Source organism: Streptomyces sp. AP-93 (genome assembly GCF_022808175.1).
Classification (GTDB): Bacteria; Actinomycetota; Actinomycetes; order Streptomycetales; family Streptomycetaceae; genus Streptomyces.
In genome coordinates, this window is sequence record NZ_JALGBX010000045.1 from 1 (window position 1) to 23,345 (window position 23,345).

The window sequence follows — 23,345 nt, forward strand, 5'->3', positions numbered from 1 at the left end:
GCCGCCGACGGCGAGTCCGGGAAACGGTTCGGGAACGAGACGATCCGCGTCACCCCCGACGGCGAGATCAGCATCAAGCTCCCCGCCCCGCTCGCGCACCTGGCCAACAGTCGGCACGGGCGGTACGTACTGGCCTGCCGGATCTCGTTCGCACACCGGGGCGCGGAATGGGCAGAGCGCATCGAAGCGAGTCGGGCCGTGGCCTACCGCATCCACCTGGACGTCACACGCGGCCGCTGGTACCTGACCGCCTCCTGGCAACGCCCCACAGTTCAGACGGTCCCACTCGCCGCCGCGCGCGCGAACGGCATGGTCGGCGTCGATACCAACGCCGGCCATTTCGCCGCCTACCGGCTTGACCCGCACGGGAACCCCGTCGGTGATCCGCACCGCTTCCCCTACGACCTGTCCGACACCGCTGATCACCGTGACGCGCAGATCCGCCACGCCCTCACCACGCTGCTGCACTGGGCCAAGCAAGTGGGCGTCAGCGCCATCGCGATCGAGGACCTTGACTTCACCGCGGAGAAGACTCGGGAGAAGCACGGCCGCAGGAAACGGTTCCGGCAGTTGATCTCCGGCATCCCGACCGGCAAGCTCAAAGCCCGGCTCGTGTCGATGGCCGCCGAGCAGGGTCTCGCCGTCGTCGCGGTCGATCCCGCCTACACCTCCCGGTGGGGAGGCCGGCACTGGCAGAAGCCGCTGGCCACCCCGCGCCGAAAGATGTCCCGTCACGATGCCGCTGGTATCGCGATCGGGCGACGCGCCCTCGGGCACCCGATCCGGCGTCGGACGGCACCGCCCCCACACGACCAGAGTGATCGTGTGGGGCATCGGACCGCCCAGGCCGGACCAGGCACCCGTGGACGTGAGGGAAACCGCCCACCCGCAACGGACCACGCCCCCAGAGACGTGCCGCCGAGCGGGAAGAGAAAGCGGGGACCCAGCGCATCCAAAACCGTTCGGGATGCGCCCAGTAAGCGTGAATGGGTCCAGGACTCACTCCTGCACACTGGCTAGGAACGGTTCGGGCTGTCGGTGGGGGCCGGGGCCGGAGCCGTGGAGGGCGTGGTGCCGGTCATGCTCCCGCCACCCCCGCGTGGGTGCGGTGCACGGTCGCGGAAGCACCCACCTCGTCGAGGACGGCCCGGGCGAAGTCCGCGTACGGGATCCGGGCCCCGGCGTCGGCGGGGGCGAAGGCGTAGCCGCCCCCGGGCCCACTCCCGGGCCCCCGGGGACTACGAGGCCCCGGCGCGCCGGGTCGAGTACGCCCTCACTCCGCTCGGCCGGGGACTGCTGGGCCCCCTGGACGCGGCGTGCGCGTGGACGCGGGAGCACTGGGACGAACTGCTCGACGCCCAGGAGGCAGGGGCGGCGGGCCCGCCGGGCCCGCCGGGTGACAGCGGCTCGCGCTGATTTCTGGGCGGGCCCTCCCGGCGGGGTGGTCGTTGGGCAGGACATGATCCTCTGGTTGCTCAATCACCTCAGTACATTCCTTCTCGGCGTCCTCCTCGTCGGCGGCTTCGTCGCCCTCGCCATCGGCGGCAGCCTGGCCGCGCGCCGCCGCTTCCCGCACCTCGCGGACGGCGACCACAACGAGATGGTCGGGGTGGCCCTCGGAATGTTCGGCGCGATCTACGGCATCATCCTGGCCTTCGTCGTCGTCACCCTGTGGACGCAGCTGGAGAACACCCAGACCATCGTCGCGACCGAGGCCACCGACCTGGCCCTGGTCGTCCGCAGCGCGGAGGTCTTCCCGCCGGCCGAACGCGCCCGCGTGGACCGGGCGGTGAGCGACTACGTCCACGCCGTCGTCGAGATCCAGTGGCCCCTCATGCGCGAGGGCCGGCCCAGCTACGAGGCCACCGCCGGCCAGACGCACGCCCTGTACACGGCACTCCAGGCCTACGAGCCCTCCGGTCCCCGGAGCGAGACCTTCTACGGGGAGGCCGTCGGCCGCCTCAACGACGTGGCCGCGCAGCGCCGGGCGCGCGTGACGATGGCCGAGACCTCGCTGCCGCCGCTGCTCCAAGTGCTCGTGTACGGCGGTGCGCTGGTGATCCTCCCGCTGACCTTCCTCTTCGGACTGCGGAGCCTGAAGATGCAGCTCCTCTTCGTCTCGGCGGTGGCGGGACTGATCGGCTTCAGCCTGCTGCTGGTGCTGGCCCTCGACCGGCCCTTCGCCGGGGAACTGAGCGTGAGCCCGGCGCCGTTCAAGGACGCGGCGCTCGCGCAGTTCTGGGACTAGGGGCGGCGCCGCGGTCGCCCGGCCGTCGCCGTCGCCCGGCCGCCTTCGCTCAGCCCCAAGTGCGGGAGGACAGTACGAGCTGGTAGCCGTCGGGGTCGGTGACGGTGACCCCGTAGGTGTCCCAGTACGGGTTGTGGGCGGGCGTACGGGTGCCGCCGTGCTCGACGAGCCGGGCCACGAGGGCCTCGTCGGGCTCCCTGCCCAGGTAGACGACGAAGAGGTCCTCGGCGGTGGGGGAGGGGGCCACCGGGTTCTCGGGGTCGTGGGTCAACTCGAAGTGCCAGCCGCCCCCGAGGGGCCCGACCATCAACAGGTCGTGCTCCCCGGAGACCCGCTCGGTGGAGCGCCACTGCACGTCGAGCCCCAGCCCTTCCACGTAGAACCGCTCGGCGGCGGCGAGATCGAGGGAGGGCCGGGCTATCCGGATGTGCGCGTGTGAGTCGATCATGGAGGAGAGGGTACGGGCGGGCGGCCCGGGGCGTCAGGTGAGGGGGCCGAGGTCGATGGCGTCCAGCCGGTCGGGATCGGTGAGCACGTCGATGGCGGTGATCCGGCCGCCGGTGACCGTGAAGGCCATCACCGACATCAGCCGGCCCTCGACCACGCAGAGCACGCCGGCGGCCCCGTTGACGAGCACGGGGCGGACGAACGGGGCGAGCGCGCTGTAGAGCGCCGCCTGCGACCCCACGGTCCGGGCACCGGTGAGAACCACCGACTGGCCGGCGCGCACCGTGCCGCCGTCGGAGCGCAGGACGACGTCGGGGTGGAGCAGGGCGAGGAGCGCGTCGAAGTCTCCGTCGCGGGTGGCCGCGAAGAACGCGCTGACGGCTTCGCGCTGCCGGGCCAGGTCCGGATCCGGCGCGGGCGCCTGCCCCTGGACGCGGCGCCGCGCACGGCTGGCGAGCTGCCGGGTGGCCGTCGTTGTCTTGTCGAGCATCAGGGCGATCTCGTCGAAGGGCACGGAGAACATGTCGTGCAGGACGAACGCCAGCCGCTCCGCCGGAGCGAGGGATTCGAGCACCACGAGGAGAGCGAGCCCGACGGAATCGGCGAGGAGCACTTCCTGCTCCGGGTCGATCACCCCGCCCTCCCGGGCGAGGACGGGGTCCGGCATCCGGGGAGCCGCGCCGGCCCCGCCCGTCCGGTCCAGCCGGTCGTCGAGGGAGTCCTCGCGGCGGGTCTCGCGGGCGCGCAGCCCGTTCAGGCACAGGCGGGCCACGACCGTCGTCAGCCACCCGCCGAGGTTCTCCACGTCACTGACGTCGCTACGGCTCAAGCGCAGCCAGGCCTCCTGGACCGCGTCCTCGGCCTCACCGATCGACCCGAGCATCCGGTAGGCGACGGCCCGCAGATGGGAGCGGTGCTCCTCGAAGCGCAGGGCCAGCAGGTGCTGGCCGCCATCGGCGTCCGCGTCCGCGCCCGAGTCCACCTTCACGCCCGTATTCACGTTCACGCCCATGTCCACGCCCGTACCCCCGTACTGCTTCCCCGACCGGTCGGCTCAGTAGATCATCCGACCGCGTCCAAAACCCGCTACTCCCGGGCTACTTCCGGGCTACTTCCCCGGATCCTTGGTCGGCAGGCAGCCCAGTGCGCGGAGCCGGTCGTCGGTCTCCTTGAGCCCCTGGATCCCCTCGCCGATCTCCGCCCAGCCGATGGCGAACCCCTCGGCGGCCTTGTTCTGGTCCGTCGGCGACACCCCGAGTCTCGACGCGTTCAACACCGTGCCCACGCCGGTGGAGAGGCGCTCGCGGGCCTTGGTCCAGGCGGCGTGGGTCTTCTGCTCGGGGATGTGGGCGACGGAGTAACCCCGGGCCTCCTCCAGCCGGGCCGACAAGGGGCCCAGGTCGATGACGACCTGGCCGTCCTCGTGCCGGCCCCGGGCGGTCCGCGCGGCGGAGATCAGCCCGTGGAGCAGCTTCTCGCCGCCGGTGCCGTACCACTGGATCACACCCGGCCCGGGGTCCACCGCGGACGCGCATGGTTCCCCCTGGGGAAGTCTTCGGGCCGTGCTCCGGATCAGTCCTTGCGCCCGGTCGCGGCGACGGTCACACCCAGGCCGATCATCGCGAGCCCGCCGACCCCACCCACGGCGGAGAGCCGCTGCGGCGACCGCGAGAACCAGCCGCGGGCGGTCGCGGCGACCATGGCCCAGGCGCTGTCGCAGACCACGGCGATGAGGTTGAACACGAGCCCGAGCAGCAGCATCTGGGCGGTGACATGCCCCTGATCGCGGTCCACGAACTGCGGCAGGACGGCGGCGAAGAACACGATGGTCTTCGGATTGGCCACCCCGACGGCGAACCCTTCCCACAGCGACCGCCAGTTCCCGTACTCGGCCGCTCCCGCCCCGAACTCCGCACGCAGCGCGTGCCGCTGCCGGAAGGCCTTGATCCCCAGGTAGACGAGGTACGCGGCCCCCGCGAGCTTGAGCGCGGTGAACACGAGCACGGACCGCTCCACGACGGACCCCAGACCGAAGGCCACGCCGACGACGAGCACGTACGCCCCCAGCGTGTTCCCGGCCACCGTGATCAGCGCGGCCCGCCACCCCTGGGACAGCGCCCGCCCGATGACGAAGAGCACGCTCGGCCCGGGGATGAGGATCAGCAGCAACGACATGGCGGCGAACGCCAACAGCCGGTCAGTGGACACCATGCGGTTCATCGTTCCGGACGGGGGGCCGGGAGGGGAAGGGGATTTCAGGCGGGCGCATCAAGCCCTGATGGTGCGGAGCGAGGTAGAAGTGCTCCAGCCACAGCCTGCCCTCGGCGGGCCGGACCGTGACGCAGCCTGCGAGCTCACGGCCGATCACGATGATCGACGTGTGCTGCGGGGAGAAGGAGTCCCGCAGCCGCTGCCGTACCCGGTGCTCGTCGTAGCGCCAGCTTGCCCTGAACAGGCAGACGGGTGCCTTCCGTTGATCTATCGGGTTGCCGACTGGCAGTGCGGTCGGATAGGAACCTTGCATGCTAAAAGGCAACACGGTGGGGCTCAGGGCCCGGCACGAGGACGACATCCCGATCCTGCATGCCGGTCTTCACGACGACGTGGTCACCGCATCGAGGTCTACGGGCCACCCGTGGCGGCCGCTCATGGCCGGTTCGGAGGCGTTGGCGTTCGTGGTGGACGACAAGGAACAGGGCCACGTTCCGTTCTCCGTGGTGGACCTGGAGAGCGGCGCGCTGGTCGGTACCGCGACCCTGTGGGGGATCGACAACCACAGCCGGGCCGCGCACGTCGGGCTCGGGCTGCTGCCGTCCGCTCGCGGCAAGGGCTACAGCACCGACGTGGTCGCGGTGCTCTGCCACTACGGCTTCGTCGTACGCGGCCTGCACCGGCTGCAGATCGAGACGCTGGCGGACAACGCCCCGATGCTCCGCTCCGCCGAGCGCAACGGCTTCGTCCGTGAAGGCGTGCTGCGCTCCTCGGCCTGGGTGATGGGCGAGTTCCTGGACGAGGTCCTCCTCGGCCTCCTGGCCCAGGACTGGAACCCGAAGACCCACGGCCTGTCCGGCACATGATCACCTGTCGGGTCGCGGAGCGAAAGGGCGACGAGAGCCGGCCGAGGATGCCCACTGGCTGGAGCACTTTTACCTGGCCCCACACCTGCAGGGCAGAGGCTCGGTGCGGCCGTGCTGCGTGGGCTGCTGGAGCAGGGCGGCCCTGCCAGGGGGTGGGCCGCGCCCAGGAGGGCCACCGTTCAAGGTCATTTACGGGTTCGTGGTCAAGGATGCCAAGGCCTTCCAGGCCGCCTACTGACTGCGGCGGCGGAGCTGCAGAGTGGCGACGACCGCCACGCCGAGGGTGATGTGCATCAGGGACAGGGCTGCGACGGTGCCGCCGTCGGCGCCGGACGACAGAGGGCCGGCAGCCGACAACAGCGCCAGCCCGCCGCCCACGTACTGCGCGATCCGCAGGAAGACCGGCTTCCACAGGGCCAACAAGAAGGCAGCGCCCGCCCCGACGGCCAACGGGACGACGGAGGCCCCAAGGACGCCCCCGACGGTGATCGGGTGCTCTGTGCCGCCATTGACGATGACGAGCGGGGCACCGGCCAGCTTGGCGACGGCAAGAACGATCAGATTGACCACAACCGCGCCGCCCACGCCGGTGGCCAGGGCCTTCCACCAGGCGAGGCCGGAACGGAGGACCGGGGGCGCAGCGGGGACGGAGGTGGGAACGGTACTGCTGGACATGGGACTTCCCTCAACGTGTGAAGTGTTGCGCTGCCCTACGGCAGCGGCATATGAGGAAGCCTCCAACCTGAACCTCACTTGAGGTCAAGCCCTGTTCCAACCTTAAGGACCGGCCCGCGGCTCAGGCCCCGGTGACCCCGCCCACGAACGCGGCCCAGGTCCGGGGGGAGACCGCCAGCTCGGGGCCGGCCGTCACTTTGGAGTCCCGGATGTGGACGGAGTCGGCGCAGCTCGCGACCTCTACGCAGCTGTCCCCGTCGCCGCTGCTGTAGGTGGACTTGTGCCAGGAGAGGGCGACCTCGACGCAGTTGTCGCCGTCGCCGCTGCTGTAGCTGCTCTTGAACCACCGCAACCGGGAGCTGTTCACAGAGTTCCTCGCATTCGCATCAACAGGCCCACCGTGTCCGTGGGATTGAGGGCCTGGATGCGAAGTTTGGCATACCTCTGGTGGAGGAGACTGACGTCTTTCCGGTTCGAGATGACCTGCCCCGTCTGTTGCCCCTCGCTGTAGCCCAGCCAGTCGTTTTCTTCTGTCTCAAGGAGGCAGAACGGCCCGCCCAGCCCCGCATGCACCGGGCTGACCTTAGGCATGATCTGCAGATCGACGTTGGGGAGTCGTGCACACGTGAGGAGATGGTCGATCAGTTCGATGGTCACCTCCGGCCCGCCCGTCTGCCGCTCGATCACCGCCTCGTCGAGGATGAAACTGAAGATCGTGTATGGCGTGTGGTGCAGGACCTTCTGCCGTTCCAGCCGCGCCGTGATGCGAGCTTCGGTCTCCTGAACCGTGGGTAGCGGCAGCACTGCGGCGATCAGCGCACGGGCGTAGGACTCCGGCTGTAACAGGCCCGGAACTGACCGCGACTCGTACGTATTCAGCGTCACCGCCCCCTCCTCCAGCTCTGCCCACCGCCGGAACCAGGACGCCAGCCCCCGCCTTCGCTGAAGCTGCCTCGCCGCGATGCGGATGATGCCGAAGGCGTCGAGCACCTCCTCCACCTTCTCCACGAACCTCGTGGACGGATGCCGCCGACCCTGTTCCACCGACCCGATGTACTGCACGGAGTACCGGATCAGAGGGTGCAGTTGCTCCTGGGTCAGGCCGGCGCGTTTCCTGAAGGCCTTGACCATCTCGCCGAAGTTGCGCAGGTCGGCGTCCGGCTCGACCTCGTTGTCACCGCTGTCATCGACACTCGCCATGGAGGTCACCTCCCCGGCACCATGTTCACTGTCGGTGACCGAGACTGTCCAGAGCGCGAACTCGTACAGATGAAAAGTAGCGGTCCGGTTGCTGGGGAACGGCCCGCCCCACACGGGACTTTGCTCCCATGACCACACCCTCGGGCCCGGCTCGGAGCCTCGCACGCACGTTCACTCAGCGTTTCAGTTCCACCCGGCGCGGTGCCCGCCTGGCGCGGCAGCTGGCGCTCGTCGAGCTGCACGACTGGGGGATCCCCGACCGCACCGGGCTCTCCGAGGACGCCGGGCTGCTCGTCGCGGAGCTCGCCGCCAATGCGGTGGCCCATGGGCGGGTCCCCGGGCGGGACTTCGAGCTCCGGCTGAGCCTGCTGCCCGGGGCGCTGCGCATCGAGGTGTCCGACGCGCGCCGGGACCGCCGCCCGGCCGTCCGGCCGCACGAGTACGGGGCCGAGTCGGGCTACGGCATGCGCATCGTCGACGCCGTCGCCGCCGACTGGGGGGTCAGGGACCGGGTGGTCGGGAAGACGATCTGGGCGGAGCTGACGGTTCGGGGAACCGTCAGCGGCTCCCCGGGCGGTGGTGCCGGGCGTCGGTGAGCACCCAGATGATCAGCCGGCCGTCCTCGATCGTGTAGACCACGTGGTACTCGCCGAGGCGGAGGCGGCGGCGTGATGCGTGCCCGTGCAGGGGCCTGGTGTCGAAGGCTGTCGTGTCCCCCGCCGCGAGGGCACTCTCGAACTCGGCCAGTCGTTGCAGGATGCGCAGGGCGTCAGGGCGGGGGACGGTGAGCAGGTCGCGTTGTCCGTGCGGGGTGAGGCGGATGGTGTGGGTCATCTGTCAGCACTCTTCGTGACGGAGGACGGCGGCCATCTCCTCGAGCGTGACGGACCCTGCGGCCCCTGCGCGCTCGGCTGCGTCGGCCAGTTCGTTCAGCCGCGAGTCCTCGGCTTCGTCGGCGAGCCGGCGCAGCAGCCGGTACTCCTCGATGCCGATCAGGACCGCCTCCTGCTCGCCGCCGCGCGTGATGATCGTGGGGACGCCTTCGCGGTACGCACGGTCCATGGCGTCCGCCAGGCGGCTGCTCACTTCTTCCACGGACTCGATCACAGGCTCGCTCATGCAGCGAATGTACCGAATGTGCATGAATGTGCCTGTGGGGCTCTCACAGGTACTGAGCGAACTCGTCCAGGATGCGCAGGATCTCGGGCTCGTCCTCCGAGGGGAGCTGGAGGACGACCTCCTCGATGCCCAGGTCGGCGTAGTGGGACATCTTGCCGGGGGTCGGCTGGACGGCGTACGGGACCACCTGGAGGGATTTGGGGTCGCGGCCCGCGGCCTCCCAGACCTGGCGCAGGGCCGGGAGGGACTCCGTGAGGCCGCCGCCGCCGATCGGGAGCCAGCCGTCGCTGTGGTCGGCGATGGCTGCGAAGAGCTTCGGGCCGGCCTGGCCGCCGATCAGGGTGCGCGGGCCGTACAGGGGGACGCCCGGGGCGAGCTCGCGCGGGGGCTGGACCGGCTTGGGGTGGGCCGAGCTGGCCTGGACGGAGGAGAACTGGCCCACGTACGCCGTGGGGTGCGGGGACCACAGGGTCCGCATCAGGGCCATGCGGTCGCGGACCAGTTCGCGGCGGGTGCGCCACTCGACTCCGTGGTCGGCGGCCTCCTCCACGTTCCACCCGTAGCCGATGCCGAGGGTGACGCGGCCGCCGGACAGGTGGTCCAGCGTGGCGACCTGCTTCGCGAGGTCGATGGGGTCGTGCTGGGCGACCAGGGTGATGCCGGTGCCGAGGTGGAGCCGCTCGGTGACGGCGGAGGCCTGGCCGAGGGCGACGAAGGGGTCCAGGGTGCGGCCGTAGCGGTCGGGGAGCTCACCGCCCATGGGGGCCGGGGTGACGCGGCTGACCGGGATGTGGGTGTGCTCGGGGAGGTAGAGGCCGGAGAAGCCGCGTTCCTCCAGGGCTCGGGCGAGGGGGACGGGAGCGATGGTGCGGTCGGTGAGGAAGACGGTCGTGGCGATCCGCATGTGCGCTGACACCTCCGTGGTGTGGGGAGGGCCAAAGTACGGCTTCGCGCGTGCGGAGGGCAGGGGCGTGCGTCGGCCACGGCGCGCGTCGGCCACGGCGCGCGTCGGGAGACGGAGTCGGCCCGGTCCGGGCCCGTGGCCGTGGCGGTCCGCCCGGGATCACCCCCGCGGGTACCGGGTCAGCCAGGTGGACGAGGCCGCCGCGGGGCCGTGGAGGGCGGGGCCCTGGGTCATCTCCAGGGCGAAGTCGTCGGCGAGTTCCAGGACCGTGGCGCGGCCTTCGAGGCCGGCGAGCCAGGCCGCCGGGAGGGCCGTTTCGCCGTGCTGGGCGCCGAGCAGGGAGCCGCACAGGGCGCCGGTGGCCGCGGAGTCGCCGCTGTGGTTCACCGCGAGGCGCAGGCCGTGCGCCACGTTCTCGGCGACGAGGGCGCAGTACACCGCGATGGCGAGGACCTCCTCGGCGTGGCGGCCGTGGCCGGGGGACAGGCCCTCGATCGTCTGCGGCGACGGGACCCCCGAGGTGACGGCGCCGAGCGCGCGCTGCAGGGCGTCCGTGACGGGCTGGTGGCCGGGGCGGACGCCGAGCAGACCCAGTGCGCGCTGGACGGCGGAGTCGAGGGACTCGCCGCGGGTCAGGCCGTGGACGATGACGGCGTGGGCGCCGGCCGACAGGTACGCGGTGGGGTGTCCGTGGCTCTGCGCGGCGCACTCGACGGCGAGTTGGAGGACCAGGGCCGGCTCCCAGCCGACCAGGAGCCCGAAGGGGGCGGAACGGGTGGCGGCGGCCGGGTCCAGGGCGGTCGGGTTCTTCGGCTGGGCGAGCGTGCCGAGGACTCCGTCGGCGAAGCCCGTCAGGCAGGAGCGGTCGGGGGAGCGGCGGGCGTAGAGCCACTCCTCCTGCGCGAGCCAGCCGTTGTCCTCGCGGCGCTCGTCGGGGCCCCAGTCGCTCTGGGTGAGGGCCCAGCGGAGGTACGCGCGGTGCACGTCGGTCGGCGGGTGCCAGGCGCCGGTGTCGCGGCGCACGTGGGCCCGTATCAGGCCGTCCACGGTGAACAGGCCGAGCTGGGTGGCGGCGGTGATCTCGGCGCGGGGGGCGGCCGGCTCGGTGAGGCCTGCCGGGCCGTGGGCGGTGAGGAGTTCGGGGAGGGGGAGGGCGGCGACGGGTGCGCCGAGGGCGTCGCCGATGGCCGAGCCGAGGAGGGTTCCCCTGACGCGGCTACGGAAGTCCTGCTGCTCGGTGCGGCCCCAGAGGCCGGTGGTGCCGGCGGGGCCCGTGGCGGGGCCCGGGCTTCTTCCGGGGGCTCCGCCGGTGGGTGCGGGTGCGGGTGCTGCCTGGAGGGGCTGGGCGGCCCCGGGCGCGCTCTGTCGCTTCCCGGACGTTTCCGTCGCCGTGTCCATTTCGATCCCCCCGGACTCCCCGCGCGTGCTCTGGCGGGCACTGTAGTGGACAGTACCGATCGGGTCCGGAAGCAGTCGGTCACGGGGGCGGATGGGGCCCGGGAACGGCTGGATTCCGCCGGTCCCCTGGCGGGGGGCTTGAACCGGTCCGGCCCTGCCCGAGCCGGGCGGCGGCTGCGGTTGTGCCGCTGCGCGGGGCGAAGTCCCCGCAGCAACCCTCGCCGCTGCGCGGGGCGAGATTCCCCGCGGTGCCCCTTGCCGCTGCGCGGGGCGAAGTCCCCTACCCGCCCTTCCACCGTTCCCCGGGCGCTGCCCGGACCCGCGCCTCAAACGCCGGCGGGGCTGGGGATGCCGCCGGGCGGCGCTGTGAAGGAGTCCCGGGCTGCGCCCGGACCCCCTGGGGCTCCGCCCCGGACCCCGCGCCTCAAACGCCGGCGGGGCTGGATTTGGCCGGCGTCGGCCTGGAGGTGCGGGCCCCGCCAGCCGAAATCCAGCCCCTCCGGCGTTTGAGGAGCGGGGGTGCGGGGGCTGGCCCCCGGAGCGGTGCCGCACGCGGCAACGGGTCCGGGGCGGAGCCCCGGGGAACGGGCGAAGGGCGGGTAGGGGAACTCCGCCCCGCAGGGTCGACCCAGCCGCACCGGGTGGCAGCGGCGCGCACGCCACCCGGCCTCGGGGCGGAGCCCAGGGCGCGCCCTGCCCGGGGTGCGTTCCCGCGCCGGCCAGGCGGGTGGCACGTTTTGACAGTGGACTTACACCCGGTCGATTTCGGCCATGCAGAGTTCACACTGCGTTATTCGGAGGCCAAGAGTCTCGGGACATGAAGAAGGCACTGCTCGCCGCGACCGTCGTCGCCTCCACGCTCACCGTCGCCATCATCGCGGCCCCCGCCGCCTCCGCCTCCGCCTCCGGGTGGGACCTCCCCTGGGGCGGTCGGCACCACGGCAGCTCCTCCATTCCCTTCACCGAGGCCACCGTCACCGCCGGTGCCGACGGCGCGTACACCCTGAAGTGGAACGCCAAGGGCACCAAGCGCGTGGAGATCAGGGCGAACGGCAAGGTCGTCGCCAAGGGCGGCGCCCAGGGCGAGGCCGTGGTCAGCGGGCTCCCCGCCGCCGACCGGCAGTGGTTCGACTTCGATCCCGAGCGGGGCCAGGGGCTCCGCCTCGCCGACCGGCTGATCAAGCTGGACGGCACCACCAACTTCCGTGACGCGGGCGGCTACCGCACCACGAACGGCCAGTGGGTCAAGATGGGCGAGATCTACCGCTCCGACGCCCTCAACAAGCTCACCGAGAACGACCTCGCCAAGCTCCAGCGCCTGCGCGTCAAGACGATCTTCGACCTCCGCATGGAGAGCGAGCGCACCACCGACGTGGACAAGGTCCCGGCCGGCGCGCACTACGTCGTCGCCGACGTCTTCGCGGGCTCCGGCTCCTTCCAGACCATGCCCAAGACCCCCGACGAGGCCGTCAAGGCCATGGTCGACGCCGAGAAGGCCATGGTCAGCGGGGAGGGCGGGAAGAAGGCCTACACGCAGGTCTTTGAAGGCATCGAGCGCGACCGCGACCGCTCCGTCCTGTTCCACTGCACCGCGGGCAAGGACCGTACGGGCTGGGCGAACGCCTCCCTGCTGACCGCCCTCGGCGTGCCGAGCGAGACCGTGATGGCCGACTACCTGGCCAGCAACGACTACCGCAAGGCCGCCAACGACGCGATCCTCTCCCACCTGCCGGCCTCGCACGCCGCCGTCTACAAGCCGCTGCTCGACGTGCGCCCCGAGTACCTGAACGCCGGGTACGACGAGGTCACCGCCAAGTACGGCACCTTCGACAACTACCTCAAGAGCGGCCTCGGCATCGACGGCCACGAGCTGAAGCAGCTGAAGAAGGACCTCCTGGTCGGCTGATCGAGCCTCGACGCGTGCGGGCCCTGCCGGGTTGTCTCCCGGCCGGGCCCGCACGCGTGCGCGGGGGCGGTCCGCGTCAGTCGAGGACCGGCAGCAGCTCCGGCAGGTGGCCGTCCGAGGCGCGGGCCGCGGCCTGGCGCTCCTCCGGGACCTCCCCGTAGAGGGTCGTACGGGCCTTCGCGGGCCGGCCGGCCGCCTCGGCGACGGCGATCAGGTCCTGGACCGACTTGTACGAGCCGTAACTCGAGCCCGCCATCCGGGAGATGGTCTCCTCCATGAGCGTGCCGCCGAGGTCGTTGGCGCCCGAGCGCAGCATCTCGGCCGCACCCTCCGATCCCAGCTTCACCCAGCTGGTCTGGATGTTGGTGATGTGCGGGTGCAGGAGGATGCGGGCCATGGCCGTCACCGCGCGGTTGTCGCGGACCGTCGGGCCGGGGCGCGCGATGCCCGCCAGGTAGACCGGGGCGTTGGTGTGGATGAAGGGCAGCGTCACGAACTCCGTGAAGCCCTCCACCCCCTTCGCGTGCGCGTCCTGCTGCATCCGGGCCAGCGTGCGGAAGTGGCCCAGCCAGTGCCGGGGCTGGTCCACGTGGCCGTACATCATGGTGGAGGAGGAGCGGATGCCCAGTTCGTGGGCGGTGGAGACCACGTCGATCCAGTCGGCCGTCGGCAGCTTGCCCTTGGTGAGGACCCAGCGGACCTCGTCGTCCAGGATCTCCGCCGCCGTGCCCGGGATCGAGTCGAGGCCGGCCTCCTTGGCCGCCGTCAGCCAGTCCCGTACCGACATCCCCGTGCGCGTCGCGCCGTTGACGACCTCCATCGGGGAGAAGGCGTGCACGTGCATGCCGGGCACGCGCTCCTTCACCGCCCGCGCGATGTCGAAGTAGGCCGTGCCGGGCAGGTCCGGGTGGATGCCGCCCTGCATGCAGACCTCGACCGCGCCCACGTCCCAGGCCTGGGCGGCCCGGTCGGCGACCTGGTCGAGCGAGAGGGTGTACGCGTCCGCGTCCGTGCGGCGCTGCGCGAAGGCGCAGAAGCGGCAGCCGGTGTAACAGACGTTGGTGAAGTTGATGTTGCGGGTCACGATGTACGTGACGTCCTCGCCCACCACCGACTTGCGCAGGTCGTCCGCGATCCGGCAGAGGGCGTCCAGCGCCGGGCCGTCCGCGTGCAGCAGGGCGAGCGCCTGCTCGTCGGTGAGCCGGGTCGGGTCGTCGGCGGCCTGCGCGAGCGCCGCCCGTACGTCGGTGTCGATGCGCTCGGGATCGGGGACCATGCCGGGGGCCGCGGCCTCGCGCAGGGCCTCCCAGTCGCCGTAGACCTCGTCGAAGTCGTCGCGCCGGTCGCCGGTACGGCCCTGCGTGTCGATGGTGGTGTGCAGGTCGGTGCGGCCGTAGGCGGTGAAGGCCTCGTCCGGCTCCTGCCACGGCCGGCCCTCGACCTTCGCGGCCTCGTCCGCGAGCCCGGTCTGCGCATCGGCCAGCGCGCGTACGTGGGGCAGCAGGCGCGGGTCCAGCCAGGGTTCGCCGCGCTGGAGGAACTCGGGGTAGATGGTGAGGCGTTCGCGGAGCGTGAAGCCGGCGGCGGCGGTGCGCTCGGCGAGCTCGTCGATGTGAGGCCAGGGGCGCTCGGGGTTCACGTGGTCGGGGGTCAGCGGGGAGACCCCGCCCCAGTCGTCGATGCCGGCGCCGATGAGCAGCGCGTACTCGGAGTCCACCAGGTTTGGCGGGGCCTGGATGCGGGCGCTCGGGCCGAGGATGTGGCGGGCCACGGCGATGGCCGCCGCGAGCTCCTCCAGCTCCGCGTCGGGCATGCCGCGCATGGCCGTGTCGGGCTTGGCCCGGAAGTTCTGGACGATGACTTCCTGGATGCCGTGGTAGCTGCGCTGGATCCGGCGCAGCTCGAAGAAGGCGTCCGCGCGCTCCTCGTAGGACTCGCCGATGCCGATCAGCACCCCGGTGGTGAAGGGGACGTTGGAGCGGCCCGCGTCCTCCAGGACGCGCAGCCGGACGGCCGGGTCCTTGTCGGGGGAGCCGTGGTGGGGGCCGCCGGGCTCGGACCAGAGGCGGGTGGCCGTGGTCTCCAGCATCATGCCCATCGACGGGGCGACGGGCTTGAGGCGCTGGAGGTCCGACCAGGACAGCACGCCGGGGTTGAGGTGCGGGAGGAGGCCGGTCTCCTCCAGGACGCGGATGGCCATGGCGCGCACGTAGGCGAGGGTGTCGTCGTAGCCGTGCGCGTCGAGCCACTCGCGGGCCTCGGGCCAGCGGTCCTCGGGCCGGTCGCCGAGCGTGAACAGGGCCTCCTTGCAGCCCATGGCCGCGCCCTGGCGGGCTATGTCGAGGACCTCGTCGGGGGAGAGGTACAGGCCGTGGCCCTCGCGGCGGAGCTTGCCGGGGACCGTGACGAAGGTGCAGTAGTGGCACTTGTCGCGGCACAGGCGGGTGAGGGGGATGAAGACCTTGCGCGAGTACGTGATGACGCCGGGCCGGCCGGCGGCTTCGAGGCCGGAGTCCCTTACCCGGGCGGCGGACGCGGCGAGGTCCTTCAGGGCCTCGCCGCGCGCCTGCAGGAGTACGGCCGCCTCGGTCGCGTCGAGCGCGACGCCGTCGCGGGCGCGGCGGAGCGCGCGGCGCATCGAGTTCTCGGTCGGAGCGTCACTCGGAGTGGTCATGGCCCGAGCATACGATCCGCTCGCGCGGGCACGGAGGGGCTCATCGCATCAGCTCCCCGGCGTTGACCAGCAGGGACTGGCCGGTTATCGCCCGTGCCCGGTCGGAGGCGAGGAAGGCGGCGGCGTCGGCGACGTCCCCGTCGGTGGCCAGGTCCGGCAGCGCCATGCGGTCGGTGAGGCGGGAGTGGACCTCGGCTTCGGGGATTCCTTCGGTGTGGGCGGTGAAGGTGACGAAGGCCTGGACCGGGGGGCCCCACATCCAGCCGGGGAGCACGGTGTTCACGCGGATGCGGTGCGGGCCGAGCTCGCGGGCCATGGAGTACATGGCGGAGGTCAGCGCGCCCTTGGAGGCGGCGTAGGCGGCCTGCTGCACCTCGTTGGGGGAGGCGATGGCGGACTGGGTGCCGATGATGACGACGGAGCCGCCGGTTCGCTTCAGCGCGGGCAGGCAGGCGCGGGTCATCCGCAGGGTGCCGAGCAGGTTCACGTCGAGGATCTGCTGCCAGGTGCCGAAGTCGGCGTCCTGGAGGCCCCCGAAGTACGAGTCCCAGGCGGCGACGTGGACGACGGCGTCGACCCCGCCGAACCGCTCCTGCGCGAGGGCGGCGAGGGCCTCGCACTGGCGCTCGTCGGAGATGTCGGTCGGCAGGTACGCGGTGTGCGTGCCGTCGGGGTCGATCTCGGCGGCGGACTTGGCGAGGTTCGCCTCGGTCCGCGCCCCGAGCACGGCGTTGCCGCCGTCGCGGACGACGGTGGCGGCGACCTGGTGGCCTAGGCCGGCGCCTACGCCGGAGACGATGACGGTTTTGCCTTGCAGCAGCAGCGACATGGTGCGGGCCTCCTGGACGCCGGTTGTTTCTGACGGGGCGTCAGGCTACGGGGCGGGGCGCGGGGAGGGAAGGGGGGCGGGTGCCTGGGTGCCGGCCCTGGGTGCGGCGCCGTTGCCGGGGACCAGTCCCCGGGCCCCTGCGCCTCAAACGCCGGCGGGGCTGGGTTGTGGCCGGCGTGGCCGGGGCTGCGGGTGGGGCCGGTGCCGGGGTCGGGGTGGGGTGTCGGCCTGGACTGCATGATTTAGGCGCCCCCTGTTCTACTCCGACAGGGTGCGGGCTGCACCTGCGCCACAAATCACGCTTTACGTCCAGGCCGACACCCCACCCCGCCCCCGTCCCAGGCCCGGGCCGCTCCCGGCCCCGCCGACGGGTGGGTTATCAGCCCGCCCGCGCCAATCCGGCCCGCCCGCGCCAATCCGGCCGCCCGCGGCAATCCAGCCCGCCCGCGCCAATTCAGCCGTCCGGCGTTTGAGGACCGGGGTCTGGGGCGGAGCCCCAGGGGGTCCGGGCGCAGCCCGGTACCCCTTCCCAGCCCGTCCGGCGTTTGAGGACCGGGGTCCGGGCAGCGCCCGGGGAACGGTGGAAGGGCGGGTAGGGGACCTTCGCCCCGCGCAGCGGCAAGGGTCCCTGCGGGGAACTTCGCCCCGCGCAGCGGCAAGGGTTGCTGCGGGCAGAGGTGAGGGGGCTGCGGGGGCTTCGGTCCGCAAGGGGGGCGAGGGGCTACGTGGTCAGGCGGGTTAGGCCCTGTTGGATCTCCTTTGGGGTGTGCGTCGTGAACGACAGGCGCAGGGTTCGGGGGTCCGGGGTCGCGGCGAAGAAGGGGGCTCCGGGGACGAAGGCGACGCCCCGGGAGGCCGCCGCGCGGAACAGGGCGTTCGCGTCGTGGCCCTGGGGGAGGCGTGCCCAGACGAACATGCCGCCCTCCGGGCGGTTCCACGTGGAGCCCGGCGGGAGCGCGTCGGCCAGGCCCTCCAGGAGGGCGTCGCGCCGGAGGCGGTACGCCTCGCGGACCCGGGCCACGTGCGCGTCCAGATCCGCCGTCCGCAGGTACTCCGCCGCCGCCAGCTGGTCCAGCGTCGAGGTGTGCAGGTCCGCCGCCTGCTTCGCGAGCACCGCCCCGCGCAGCAGCGCCGCCGGGGCGCGCAGCCAGCCGAGCCGGAGCCCGGGAGCCATCACCTTCGAGAAGCTGCCGAGGAGCACGGTGCGGTCCTCGGCCCCCGGGTGCGCGGCGAGCCAGGGCAGTTCGTGGCCCTCGTAGCGGAGGTCTCCGTACGGGTCGTCCTCCAGCAGCCAGAGTCCGAGCCGGGCCGCGAGCGATGCGATCTCCGCGCGGCGGGCGGCGGGGAGGGTGCGGCCGGTCGGGTTCTGGAAGGTGGGGATCGTGTAGAGCAGCTTGGGGCGTTCGCGGGCGACGAGTTCCGCCAGTGCGTCCGGGAGGATGCCCTCGTCGTCGCACGGCACGGGGATCACCCGGGCGCCGGCGAGCTGGAACGCCTGGAGCGCCGCCAGGTAGGTGGGGTTCTCGACGAGCACCGCGTCGCCCGGCTCGATCAGCGCGGTGGTGATCAGGCCGATCCCCTGCTGCGAGCCGGTGGTGATCAGCAGGTCGTCCCCGGTGGTCGCCAGCCCCCGCCGGCCCATCCGGGCCGCCACCGCCGCGCGCAGCTCGGGGACGCCCTCGGTGGTCGAGTACTGGAGGGCGCGGCGGGCGGACCGCGCGAAGGCGGAGTCGTACGCGGCCCGCAGGCCCTCGGCGTCGAAGAGTTCGGGCGCGGGCAGGCCGCCGGCGAAGGAGATCATGCCGGGCTGGGCGGTGACGGCGAGGATCTCGCGGACGGCGGAGGGGGAGGTCGTACGGATCCGCGCGGCGAAGGGCGGCGGAGGGGTGGGGGTGGGGGCGAGGGCGGCGCCGGGTGCGGGTACGGGTGCGGCGCCGGCTGAGGCTGCGGGCGCCGAGGCGGGTATGGGAGCGGGCACGGGGGCTCCTTCGGGAGGCGGGTGCGCGCATCGTAGCGGCGGGAAGGTGTAGATGGCATCTATGTATCGGATGCTGAACGGCCGCCAGGGGCTCCCCATCTGACGTCACATCAGCTAGACCGTCTCCCATGACAGCAGACGAGCGGAACACCCGGGCCGACGACTACGCCGAGCTCGCCTCGGTCGGCCCCTACGGAGTCCACCCCGGCCACGCGCTGATCACCATGGTCGAGCCGCACCCGGGCCACGAGTTCGCGTACAACCGCTGGTACGAGGACGACCACTACTACGCCGGTGCCATGGCCATGCCCTGGATGTTCGCCGGCCGCCGCTGGGTCGCCACCCGCGAGCTCCAGGAGCTGCGCTACCCGGAGAAGTCGGCCGTGGCCCAGCCCGTGACCGCCGGGTGCTACATCTCCACCTACTGGGTCACCGAGGGCCGCTACGACGAGCACATGAAGTGGACCGTCGGCATCAACAAGCGCCTCAACCGGGACGGCCGGGTCTACCAGGACCGCACCCACGTCTTCACCGCGTTCCAGGACCACGAGGCCACCGTCTACCGGGACGGCGCCGCCGGCCCCCGCGACTTCCACGCCCTCGACCACCCGTACGGCGGGCTCGTGGCCCAGGTCATCGACGCGGAGGGCCCGGAGCGGCGGGCAGAGCTGCTGGAGTGGCTGCGCTCGCGCGCCCTGCCGAAGCGGCTGGCCGGGTCGCCGGCCGCGATGGTCACGGTCTTCCGGCCGACGCCGCTGCCCGGGGACCGGATGACGTACGTCAAGCAGGTGGAGGGGGTCGACACCCGGCTGACCCTGCTGTGGTTCCTGGAGGCCGACCCGCGCGACTGCTGGGACCGGTTCCAGGGGCTGGACGAGGAGGTCGCGGAGTCGGGGCTGGGGCGGGTGGAGCTGGTGGCGCCCTTCATCCCGACGGTGCCGGGGACGGACCGGTACGTCGATCAGCTGAGGTAGTTCGGGGTCGGGGGGCCGGACGACATGGCCGAGCCCCCTCGGCAGGCGACGGCGGGCCGGTCGAGAGGGCTCCAGTCAGTGGTGCAGGTAGTGCAGGTAGTGCAGGTCTTGCAGGTGGTGCTGGTCTTGCAGGTCTTGCGGTGGGGCTGGTGGCGCTTGTCGTGTGAAAGCGGGCCGGGAAGGTCGCCTCGACGTTCAGGCGAGGCGTCCCAGGCGGCCCTCGGTCACCTCGGCGACGAACGAGGTCCAGGAGCCGGGCGCGAAGGTGAGGGACGGGCCGTCCTGCACCTTCGAGTCGCGGACCGCGATGGCCTCCATGACGGGGGACTTGACCTCGACGCAGGCGCCGTTGGCGGAGTACGAGGACTTGGTCCAGTTTTCCGTTGCACCTTGACGAATAGCCATGTTTCTCTCCGGTTCAGCGAGTGGTTCCGGTGTCATGTCGGCCATTGCTCCGGCTGACGTGATCGACGCTACCCGCAGCTCCCGTTGCACGAAGGGCGCGTTCACCCGACCGAGTGGCATATTCCATTCAGGCCTTCTGCGGCCGGGGAGTGACGGTGTACCGTACCGGCCTTTTCGCCGGACCTCATTTCCCCTTGCCCGCGAAGTCCTCGATGATCTGCGCGATGAACTGCCTCGTCTGGTCCACGTTGTGGGCCTGTGCGCGCAGATGTTCGTACATCACGCTGTATTTCTGGACGTCGTTCGCTTTCTCCAGGTACAGGTCGCTCGTCACGCCTTCGATGTAGACCACCGTCGAGTCCGACGCGTCCGGGAATTCCAGAATGGCGTACTGGCCGTTGACGCCCGGGTGGGCGCCGACGGAGAAGGGCATCACCTGGACCGTGACGTGCGGCTTCTCCGACTGCTCTATCAGGAACTCCAGCTGCCGGATCATGAGCTGCGCATCGCCCACGTGCCGCCGCAGGGCGGCCTCGTCGATGACCGCCCACAGACGCAGCGGTCCGATCTCGGGATTGCTGTTCTCGGTCTCGTGGAGCCGCTTCTGGCGGTGCATCCGGACCTGGACGCGCTTCTCCACGTCGACGGGAGCCGTCTCCGGCCACGCGCCGCGGACGAGCGACTGGGCGTACTCCGGGGTCTGGAGCAGGCCCGGGATCACCAGGGGTTCGTACGTGCGCAGGCTGGCGGCGTCCGTCTCCAGGCCGATGTAGACGCTGTACGGGATGTCGCCGAAGGCGTGCCACCAGCCCTGCTGGCGGGAATCCTTGGCCATTTGCATGAGGGAGTCGACGAGCCGCCGGTCCTCGACCTCGTAGACGTCGCACAGATCGCGGACGTCGCGCTGACTGATGGAACGGCGGCCGTTCTCCAGCCGGCTGATCTTCGACTGGGAGACGAGCAGGCGTTCCGCGACCTGCTCGGCCGTCATGCCCTTGTCCTCGCGCAGTTTGCGCAACTCCATGCCCAGTCGGCGGCGTCGGACGGTGGGATTGACATTGGACGCCACGTGAACGGCACCTCCGCCTTCTTCTGTTGCTGTCTCTTTTGCTGTCTCTCTGCGTGTCTGCTGGTGAGCAGACTGCCACCGAAGCGTGTGACCTCGCTGGGGAACGGTCCGGATCGGTCAGGAAAAGCAAACGCGCGGGCCGACGGGGCCGGCGTACCGGCCCCGTCGCCCCGCGCGTTGGCGGTTGCGACTACTGCTTGCCCTGCTGTCCTGCGTGCTGCCGAGCGTGCTGTCCTGCGTGCCCCGCCGGTGGATCAGTGCGCGGCCGCGCGGGCCATCGCACCGGTCCGGCGCGGCTGCAGCGGAACGGCTGCCGCCGTTGCCCGGGCGGGCTGGGCCGGTGCCCGGTCGCGGCGCGGCTGTGCGGCCACGCCGTTCTGGACGTCCATGACGGCGTGAGCCACCAGTCCGCCCATCGGGTCGTGCCGGATCAGGTCCCGGAGCCGGGACCTGGACGACCGCCCCTCGTTGCCGGGGTACAGGTGCTTGCCGAGTCCGACCGCGTGGGCCAGTGCGGCAAGCGCCGCGGTCCGCGGGTCCGGCGGTACGCCGGTGCGGATCGCACTGTCCAGCCGGCCACGGATCTCCCGGCTGATCGCTGTGTCGGTCGCTTGGTAGCGAACCGTCGGCAGCACCCCGCACATCTGGCCCGCGACGGCATGGACCATGCCGCAACGCTCCAGGTGAGCGAGGTAAATCTGACGGAGCCCCAGTCGGGGTCCGCCGATCCAGTGGACCGCCCGAACCGGGCTGCCGCGCCTGCGCAGCAGTTCCAGTGCGGAGTCCAGAGTCGGATCTCCTGTCGGCCGTGGCATCACCACGGCGATACGATCCCCATCAGGGGCTATCCGTCCTGCCAGAGCCAGCTCCACTAGCTGTGCCCCGGCCAGGCCGAGGTCGAGCGACTGCGGCTGCGCCGTGGTACCCGTGGCCGGGTCCAAGGCGAGCAGCAAAAGCTCCTCCGGAATCGTTCTGCGGCTCTTGCCCATCCATGCCTCCCCGCGTGGATGAGTGACAGGGTGACGCCTCTCACATTCATCTGTCGAGAGCGCCTGGCCGCTTTGTGGGGGAACCGTCAGCTATGTCGTTCTCGTCTAGCACGGGGGCGATGCCCCCTAGACGGGACACTGTTAGACATTCGGACAGCCGGACGTGAAGGCGATCGAGGAGGAACTGGTGGCGGGCGAGTCCCCCGACAAGTCGGTTGATGAAGGAACGTCGGGGACGGCGGAGTCGTCCGAGGGGCGTGACCCGAGGGCGTCGCTGTTCCGCCCGAGGGGCTCGGAGGACGGGTCGGCGGAGCGCGATCCGCTGCGGGAGGCGGTGGCCGCGTGGGTGGCCACCTCCGGGGACGGTGACGACCCGTCCGACGCGGCGCCGGCTGCGCCGGGCGAGCAGGCCGAGGCCTTCAAGGCCCTGCCCGCGGATGCGGGTGCCGCTGCCGCTGCCGCGGGTTCGGCCCCTGGCTCGCCTTCGGCTTCGCCGTCGCCTTCGGATTCCGCTTCGGGGTCCGAGGGTGACGGGTCCGCAGCCGCCGGCCCGGCCGAGAGCGAGCGCACGGCGGTGTTCCGCACCGTGACGCCCCCGGCTGCCGATTCCACTCCTCGCTCTCCCTCTGATGATTCCGCTTCAGGGCGTGTGGGTGCATCGGGTGCTCGGGCGGCAGCCGCTCCCGCCGATGGTGGGAGCGCGGCCGAGTCCCGTACCGCGACACCTCCGGCACCCGCCGACCGGCCCGCACCTTCCGATTCCGCTTCCGGTTCTGCTTCTTCCACGGCGGCGGGCGGCGAGCGTACGACTGCCTTCCGCGCCGTGACTCCGCCCGCCGATGCGGACCGCTCCGCGGGTTCCGCTTCGGGTGCTGCCCAGGGCGAGCCCGCGGCTGCCGCCGGGCCGGCCGGGAGCGACCGTACGACCTCGTTCCGTCCGGCGACGCCTCCGGCCGGTACGGGCCTCCCCACGGATTCCGCTTCCGGCGCCGACCGTGCGCGCGGCACGTCGGGCGAGCCCGCGGCTGCCGGCGGGTCGGCCGGGAGCGACCGTGCGGCTTCGTTCCGTCCGGCGACGCCTCCGGCCGGTACGGGCCTCCCCACGGATTCCGCTTCCGGCGCCGACCGTGCGCGCGGCACGTCGGGCGAGCCCGCGGCTGCCGGCGGGTCGGCCGGGAGCGACCGTGCGGCTTCGTTCCGTCCGGTGACGCCTCCGGCTGGTACGGGTCTGCCCGTGGATTCCGCTTCTGGCGCCGACCGTGCGCGCGGCACGTCGGGCGAGCCCGCGGCAGGCGCCGACTCGGTCGACAGCGAGCGCACCGCGGTGTTCCGTACGGTCACGCCGCCGCAGGCCACCACCGGCCGCCCGGCGGGTTCCGCTTCGTCGTCCGCGCCTGCACCCGCCGAGACCGCCGACAGCGAGCGCACGTCCGCGTTCCGCACGACGCCCGCC

Annotated in this window: 23 protein-coding genes and 2 pseudogenes; 7 read left to right on the plus strand and 18 right to left on the minus strand. The window is 72.0% G+C overall.

The features are described from left to right. Together MTF69_RS40715 and MTF69_RS40725 are read left to right on the plus strand one after the other, a co-directional pair. The coding region (locus tag MTF69_RS40715; protein ID WP_243341855.1) for an IS200/IS605 family accessory protein TnpB-related protein at window positions 1–1,020 on the plus strand (1,020 nt) is incomplete at its 5' end. Window positions 1,021–1,459: 439 nt separating this feature from the next. Next, window positions 1,460–2,248: a DUF4239 domain-containing protein gene (locus MTF69_RS40725; protein WP_243341856.1), complete on the plus strand. Its 789-nt coding sequence runs from the start codon at window positions 1,460–1,462 to the stop codon at window positions 2,246–2,248. Between the two features lie 49 nt (window positions 2,249–2,297). Here MTF69_RS40725 and MTF69_RS40730 read toward each other — a convergent pair whose 3' ends face one another. The 5 genes and pseudogenes from MTF69_RS40730 to MTF69_RS40750 form a co-directional block, all read right to left on the minus strand. After that, window positions 2,298–2,696 (minus strand): VOC family protein, encoded by a 399-nt coding sequence (locus MTF69_RS40730; RefSeq protein WP_243341857.1) that lies wholly within the window; start codon window positions 2,694–2,696, stop codon window positions 2,298–2,300. Between the two features lie 33 nt (window positions 2,697–2,729). Next, window positions 2,730–3,707, minus strand: a complete 978-nt coding sequence (locus MTF69_RS40735; RefSeq protein ID WP_243341858.1) for a sigma-70 family RNA polymerase sigma factor — start codon at window positions 3,705–3,707, stop codon at window positions 2,730–2,732. Window positions 3,708–3,803: 96 nt separating this feature from the next. Further along, a complete protein-coding gene (locus MTF69_RS40740) occupies window positions 3,804–4,199 on the minus strand; it encodes a hypothetical protein (RefSeq protein ID WP_243341859.1) in 396 nt (131 codons plus the stop codon). Between the two features lie 68 nt (window positions 4,200–4,267). Then, entirely contained in the window at window positions 4,268–4,906 is a 639-nt protein-coding gene (locus MTF69_RS40745; protein ID WP_243341860.1) for a LysE family translocator, read from the minus strand. Window positions 4,907–4,967: 61 nt separating this feature from the next. Continuing rightward, window positions 4,968–5,132 (minus strand): annotated as a pseudogene (locus MTF69_RS40750) (N-acetyltransferase); the annotation flags it as partial. Between the two features lie 85 nt (window positions 5,133–5,217). On the opposite strand from MTF69_RS40750, the gene MTF69_RS40755 reads away from it, so the two are divergent. Continuing rightward, window positions 5,218–5,772 carry a GNAT family N-acetyltransferase gene (locus MTF69_RS40755; RefSeq protein ID WP_243341861.1) on the plus strand — a complete coding sequence of 185 codons (555 nt, stop codon included), beginning with the start codon at window positions 5,218–5,220 and terminating at the stop codon, window positions 5,770–5,772. Window positions 5,773–5,809: 37 nt separating this feature from the next. Continuing rightward, window positions 5,810–5,907, plus strand: a pseudogene (locus MTF69_RS40760) (GNAT family N-acetyltransferase); the annotation flags it as partial. Window positions 5,908–6,003: 96 nt separating this feature from the next. Here MTF69_RS40760 and MTF69_RS40765 read toward each other — a convergent pair. From MTF69_RS40765 to MTF69_RS40775, 3 genes are all read right to left on the minus strand, one after another. After that, entirely contained in the window at window positions 6,004–6,447 is a 444-nt protein-coding gene (locus tag MTF69_RS40765) for a DUF6069 family protein (RefSeq protein WP_243341862.1), read from the minus strand. Window positions 6,448–6,568: 121 nt separating this feature from the next. Continuing rightward, window positions 6,569–6,814: a DUF397 domain-containing protein gene (locus MTF69_RS40770; RefSeq protein WP_243341863.1), complete on the minus strand. Its 246-nt coding sequence runs from the start codon at window positions 6,812–6,814 to the stop codon at window positions 6,569–6,571. Continuing rightward, window positions 6,811–7,647 carry a helix-turn-helix transcriptional regulator gene (locus MTF69_RS40775; RefSeq protein ID WP_243341864.1) on the minus strand — a complete coding sequence of 279 codons (837 nt, stop codon included), beginning with the start codon at window positions 7,645–7,647 and terminating at the stop codon, window positions 6,811–6,813. The genes MTF69_RS40770 and MTF69_RS40775 overlap by 4 nt, the downstream gene beginning before the upstream one ends. Window positions 7,648–7,775: 128 nt before the next feature. Here MTF69_RS40775 and MTF69_RS40780 point away from each other — a divergent pair, with 128 nt between their 5' ends. Next, complete coding sequence (locus MTF69_RS40780; protein ID WP_243341865.1) at window positions 7,776–8,243, plus strand: ATP-binding protein; 468 nt, start codon at window positions 7,776–7,778, stop codon at window positions 8,241–8,243. Here the strand turns inward: MTF69_RS40780 and MTF69_RS40785 are convergent. The 4 genes from MTF69_RS40785 to MTF69_RS40800 form a co-directional block, all read right to left on the minus strand. Then, window positions 8,206–8,481 (minus strand): type II toxin-antitoxin system RelE/ParE family toxin, encoded by a 276-nt coding sequence (locus tag MTF69_RS40785; RefSeq protein ID WP_243341866.1) that lies wholly within the window; start codon window positions 8,479–8,481, stop codon window positions 8,206–8,208. The two genes, MTF69_RS40780 and MTF69_RS40785, sit on opposite strands and share 38 nt — an antisense overlap. Before the next feature lie 3 nt (window positions 8,482–8,484). Next, window positions 8,485–8,766 (minus strand): type II toxin-antitoxin system Phd/YefM family antitoxin, encoded by a 282-nt coding sequence (locus tag MTF69_RS40790; protein ID WP_243341867.1) that lies wholly within the window; start codon window positions 8,764–8,766, stop codon window positions 8,485–8,487. Between the two features lie 43 nt (window positions 8,767–8,809). Then, the gene (locus tag MTF69_RS40795) at window positions 8,810–9,670 is read right to left on the minus strand and encodes a TIGR03619 family F420-dependent LLM class oxidoreductase (protein ID WP_243341868.1); all 861 of its coding nucleotides are present in this window, start codon (window positions 9,668–9,670) and stop codon (window positions 8,810–8,812) included. A 159-nt stretch (window positions 9,671–9,829) separates the two neighbouring features. Next, window positions 9,830–11,068 carry an ADP-ribosylglycohydrolase family protein gene (locus tag MTF69_RS40800; protein WP_243341869.1) on the minus strand — a complete coding sequence of 413 codons (1,239 nt, stop codon included), beginning with the start codon at window positions 11,066–11,068 and terminating at the stop codon, window positions 9,830–9,832. Between the two features lie 817 nt (window positions 11,069–11,885). Between MTF69_RS40800 and MTF69_RS40805 the strand changes: the two genes are divergently transcribed. Continuing rightward, window positions 11,886–12,974, plus strand: a complete 1,089-nt coding sequence (locus tag MTF69_RS40805) for a tyrosine-protein phosphatase (protein ID WP_243341870.1) — start codon at window positions 11,886–11,888, stop codon at window positions 12,972–12,974. 76 nt (window positions 12,975–13,050) lie between these two features. Here the strand turns inward: MTF69_RS40805 and MTF69_RS40810 are convergent, their stop codons facing one another. From MTF69_RS40810 to MTF69_RS40820, 3 genes are all read right to left on the minus strand, one after another. Next, window positions 13,051–15,648 (minus strand): bifunctional FO biosynthesis protein CofGH, encoded by a 2,598-nt coding sequence (locus MTF69_RS40810; RefSeq protein WP_243341871.1) that lies wholly within the window; start codon window positions 15,646–15,648, stop codon window positions 13,051–13,053. A gap of 40 nt (window positions 15,649–15,688) precedes the next feature. Then, entirely contained in the window at window positions 15,689–16,477 is a 789-nt protein-coding gene (locus MTF69_RS40815; protein ID WP_243341872.1) for an SDR family oxidoreductase, read from the minus strand. Window positions 16,478–17,198: 721 nt separating this feature from the next. Further along, window positions 17,199–18,455 (minus strand): PLP-dependent aminotransferase family protein, encoded by a 1,257-nt coding sequence (locus tag MTF69_RS40820; protein ID WP_374325603.1) that lies wholly within the window; start codon window positions 18,453–18,455, stop codon window positions 17,199–17,201. Between the two features lie 128 nt (window positions 18,456–18,583). Here MTF69_RS40820 and MTF69_RS40825 point away from each other — a divergent pair, with 128 nt between their 5' ends. After that, a complete protein-coding gene (locus MTF69_RS40825) occupies window positions 18,584–19,429 on the plus strand; it encodes a hypothetical protein (protein ID WP_243341873.1) in 846 nt (281 codons plus the stop codon). Window positions 19,430–19,624: 195 nt separating this feature from the next. On the opposite strand, the gene MTF69_RS40830 is transcribed toward MTF69_RS40825, so the two are convergent. The 3 genes from MTF69_RS40830 to MTF69_RS40840 form a co-directional block, all read right to left on the minus strand. After that, a complete protein-coding gene (locus MTF69_RS40830) occupies window positions 19,625–19,834 on the minus strand; it encodes a DUF397 domain-containing protein (protein ID WP_243341874.1) in 210 nt (69 codons plus the stop codon). A 184-nt stretch (window positions 19,835–20,018) separates the two neighbouring features. After that, window positions 20,019–20,903, minus strand: coding sequence for a helix-turn-helix transcriptional regulator (locus MTF69_RS40835; RefSeq protein WP_243341875.1), 885 nt, complete (start codon window positions 20,901–20,903; stop codon window positions 20,019–20,021). 254 nt (window positions 20,904–21,157) lie between these two features. After that, the gene (locus MTF69_RS40840; RefSeq protein WP_243341876.1) at window positions 21,158–21,892 is read right to left on the minus strand and encodes a GPP34 family phosphoprotein; all 735 of its coding nucleotides are present in this window, start codon (window positions 21,890–21,892) and stop codon (window positions 21,158–21,160) included. Between the last annotated feature and the right edge of the window lie 1,453 nt (window positions 21,893–23,345).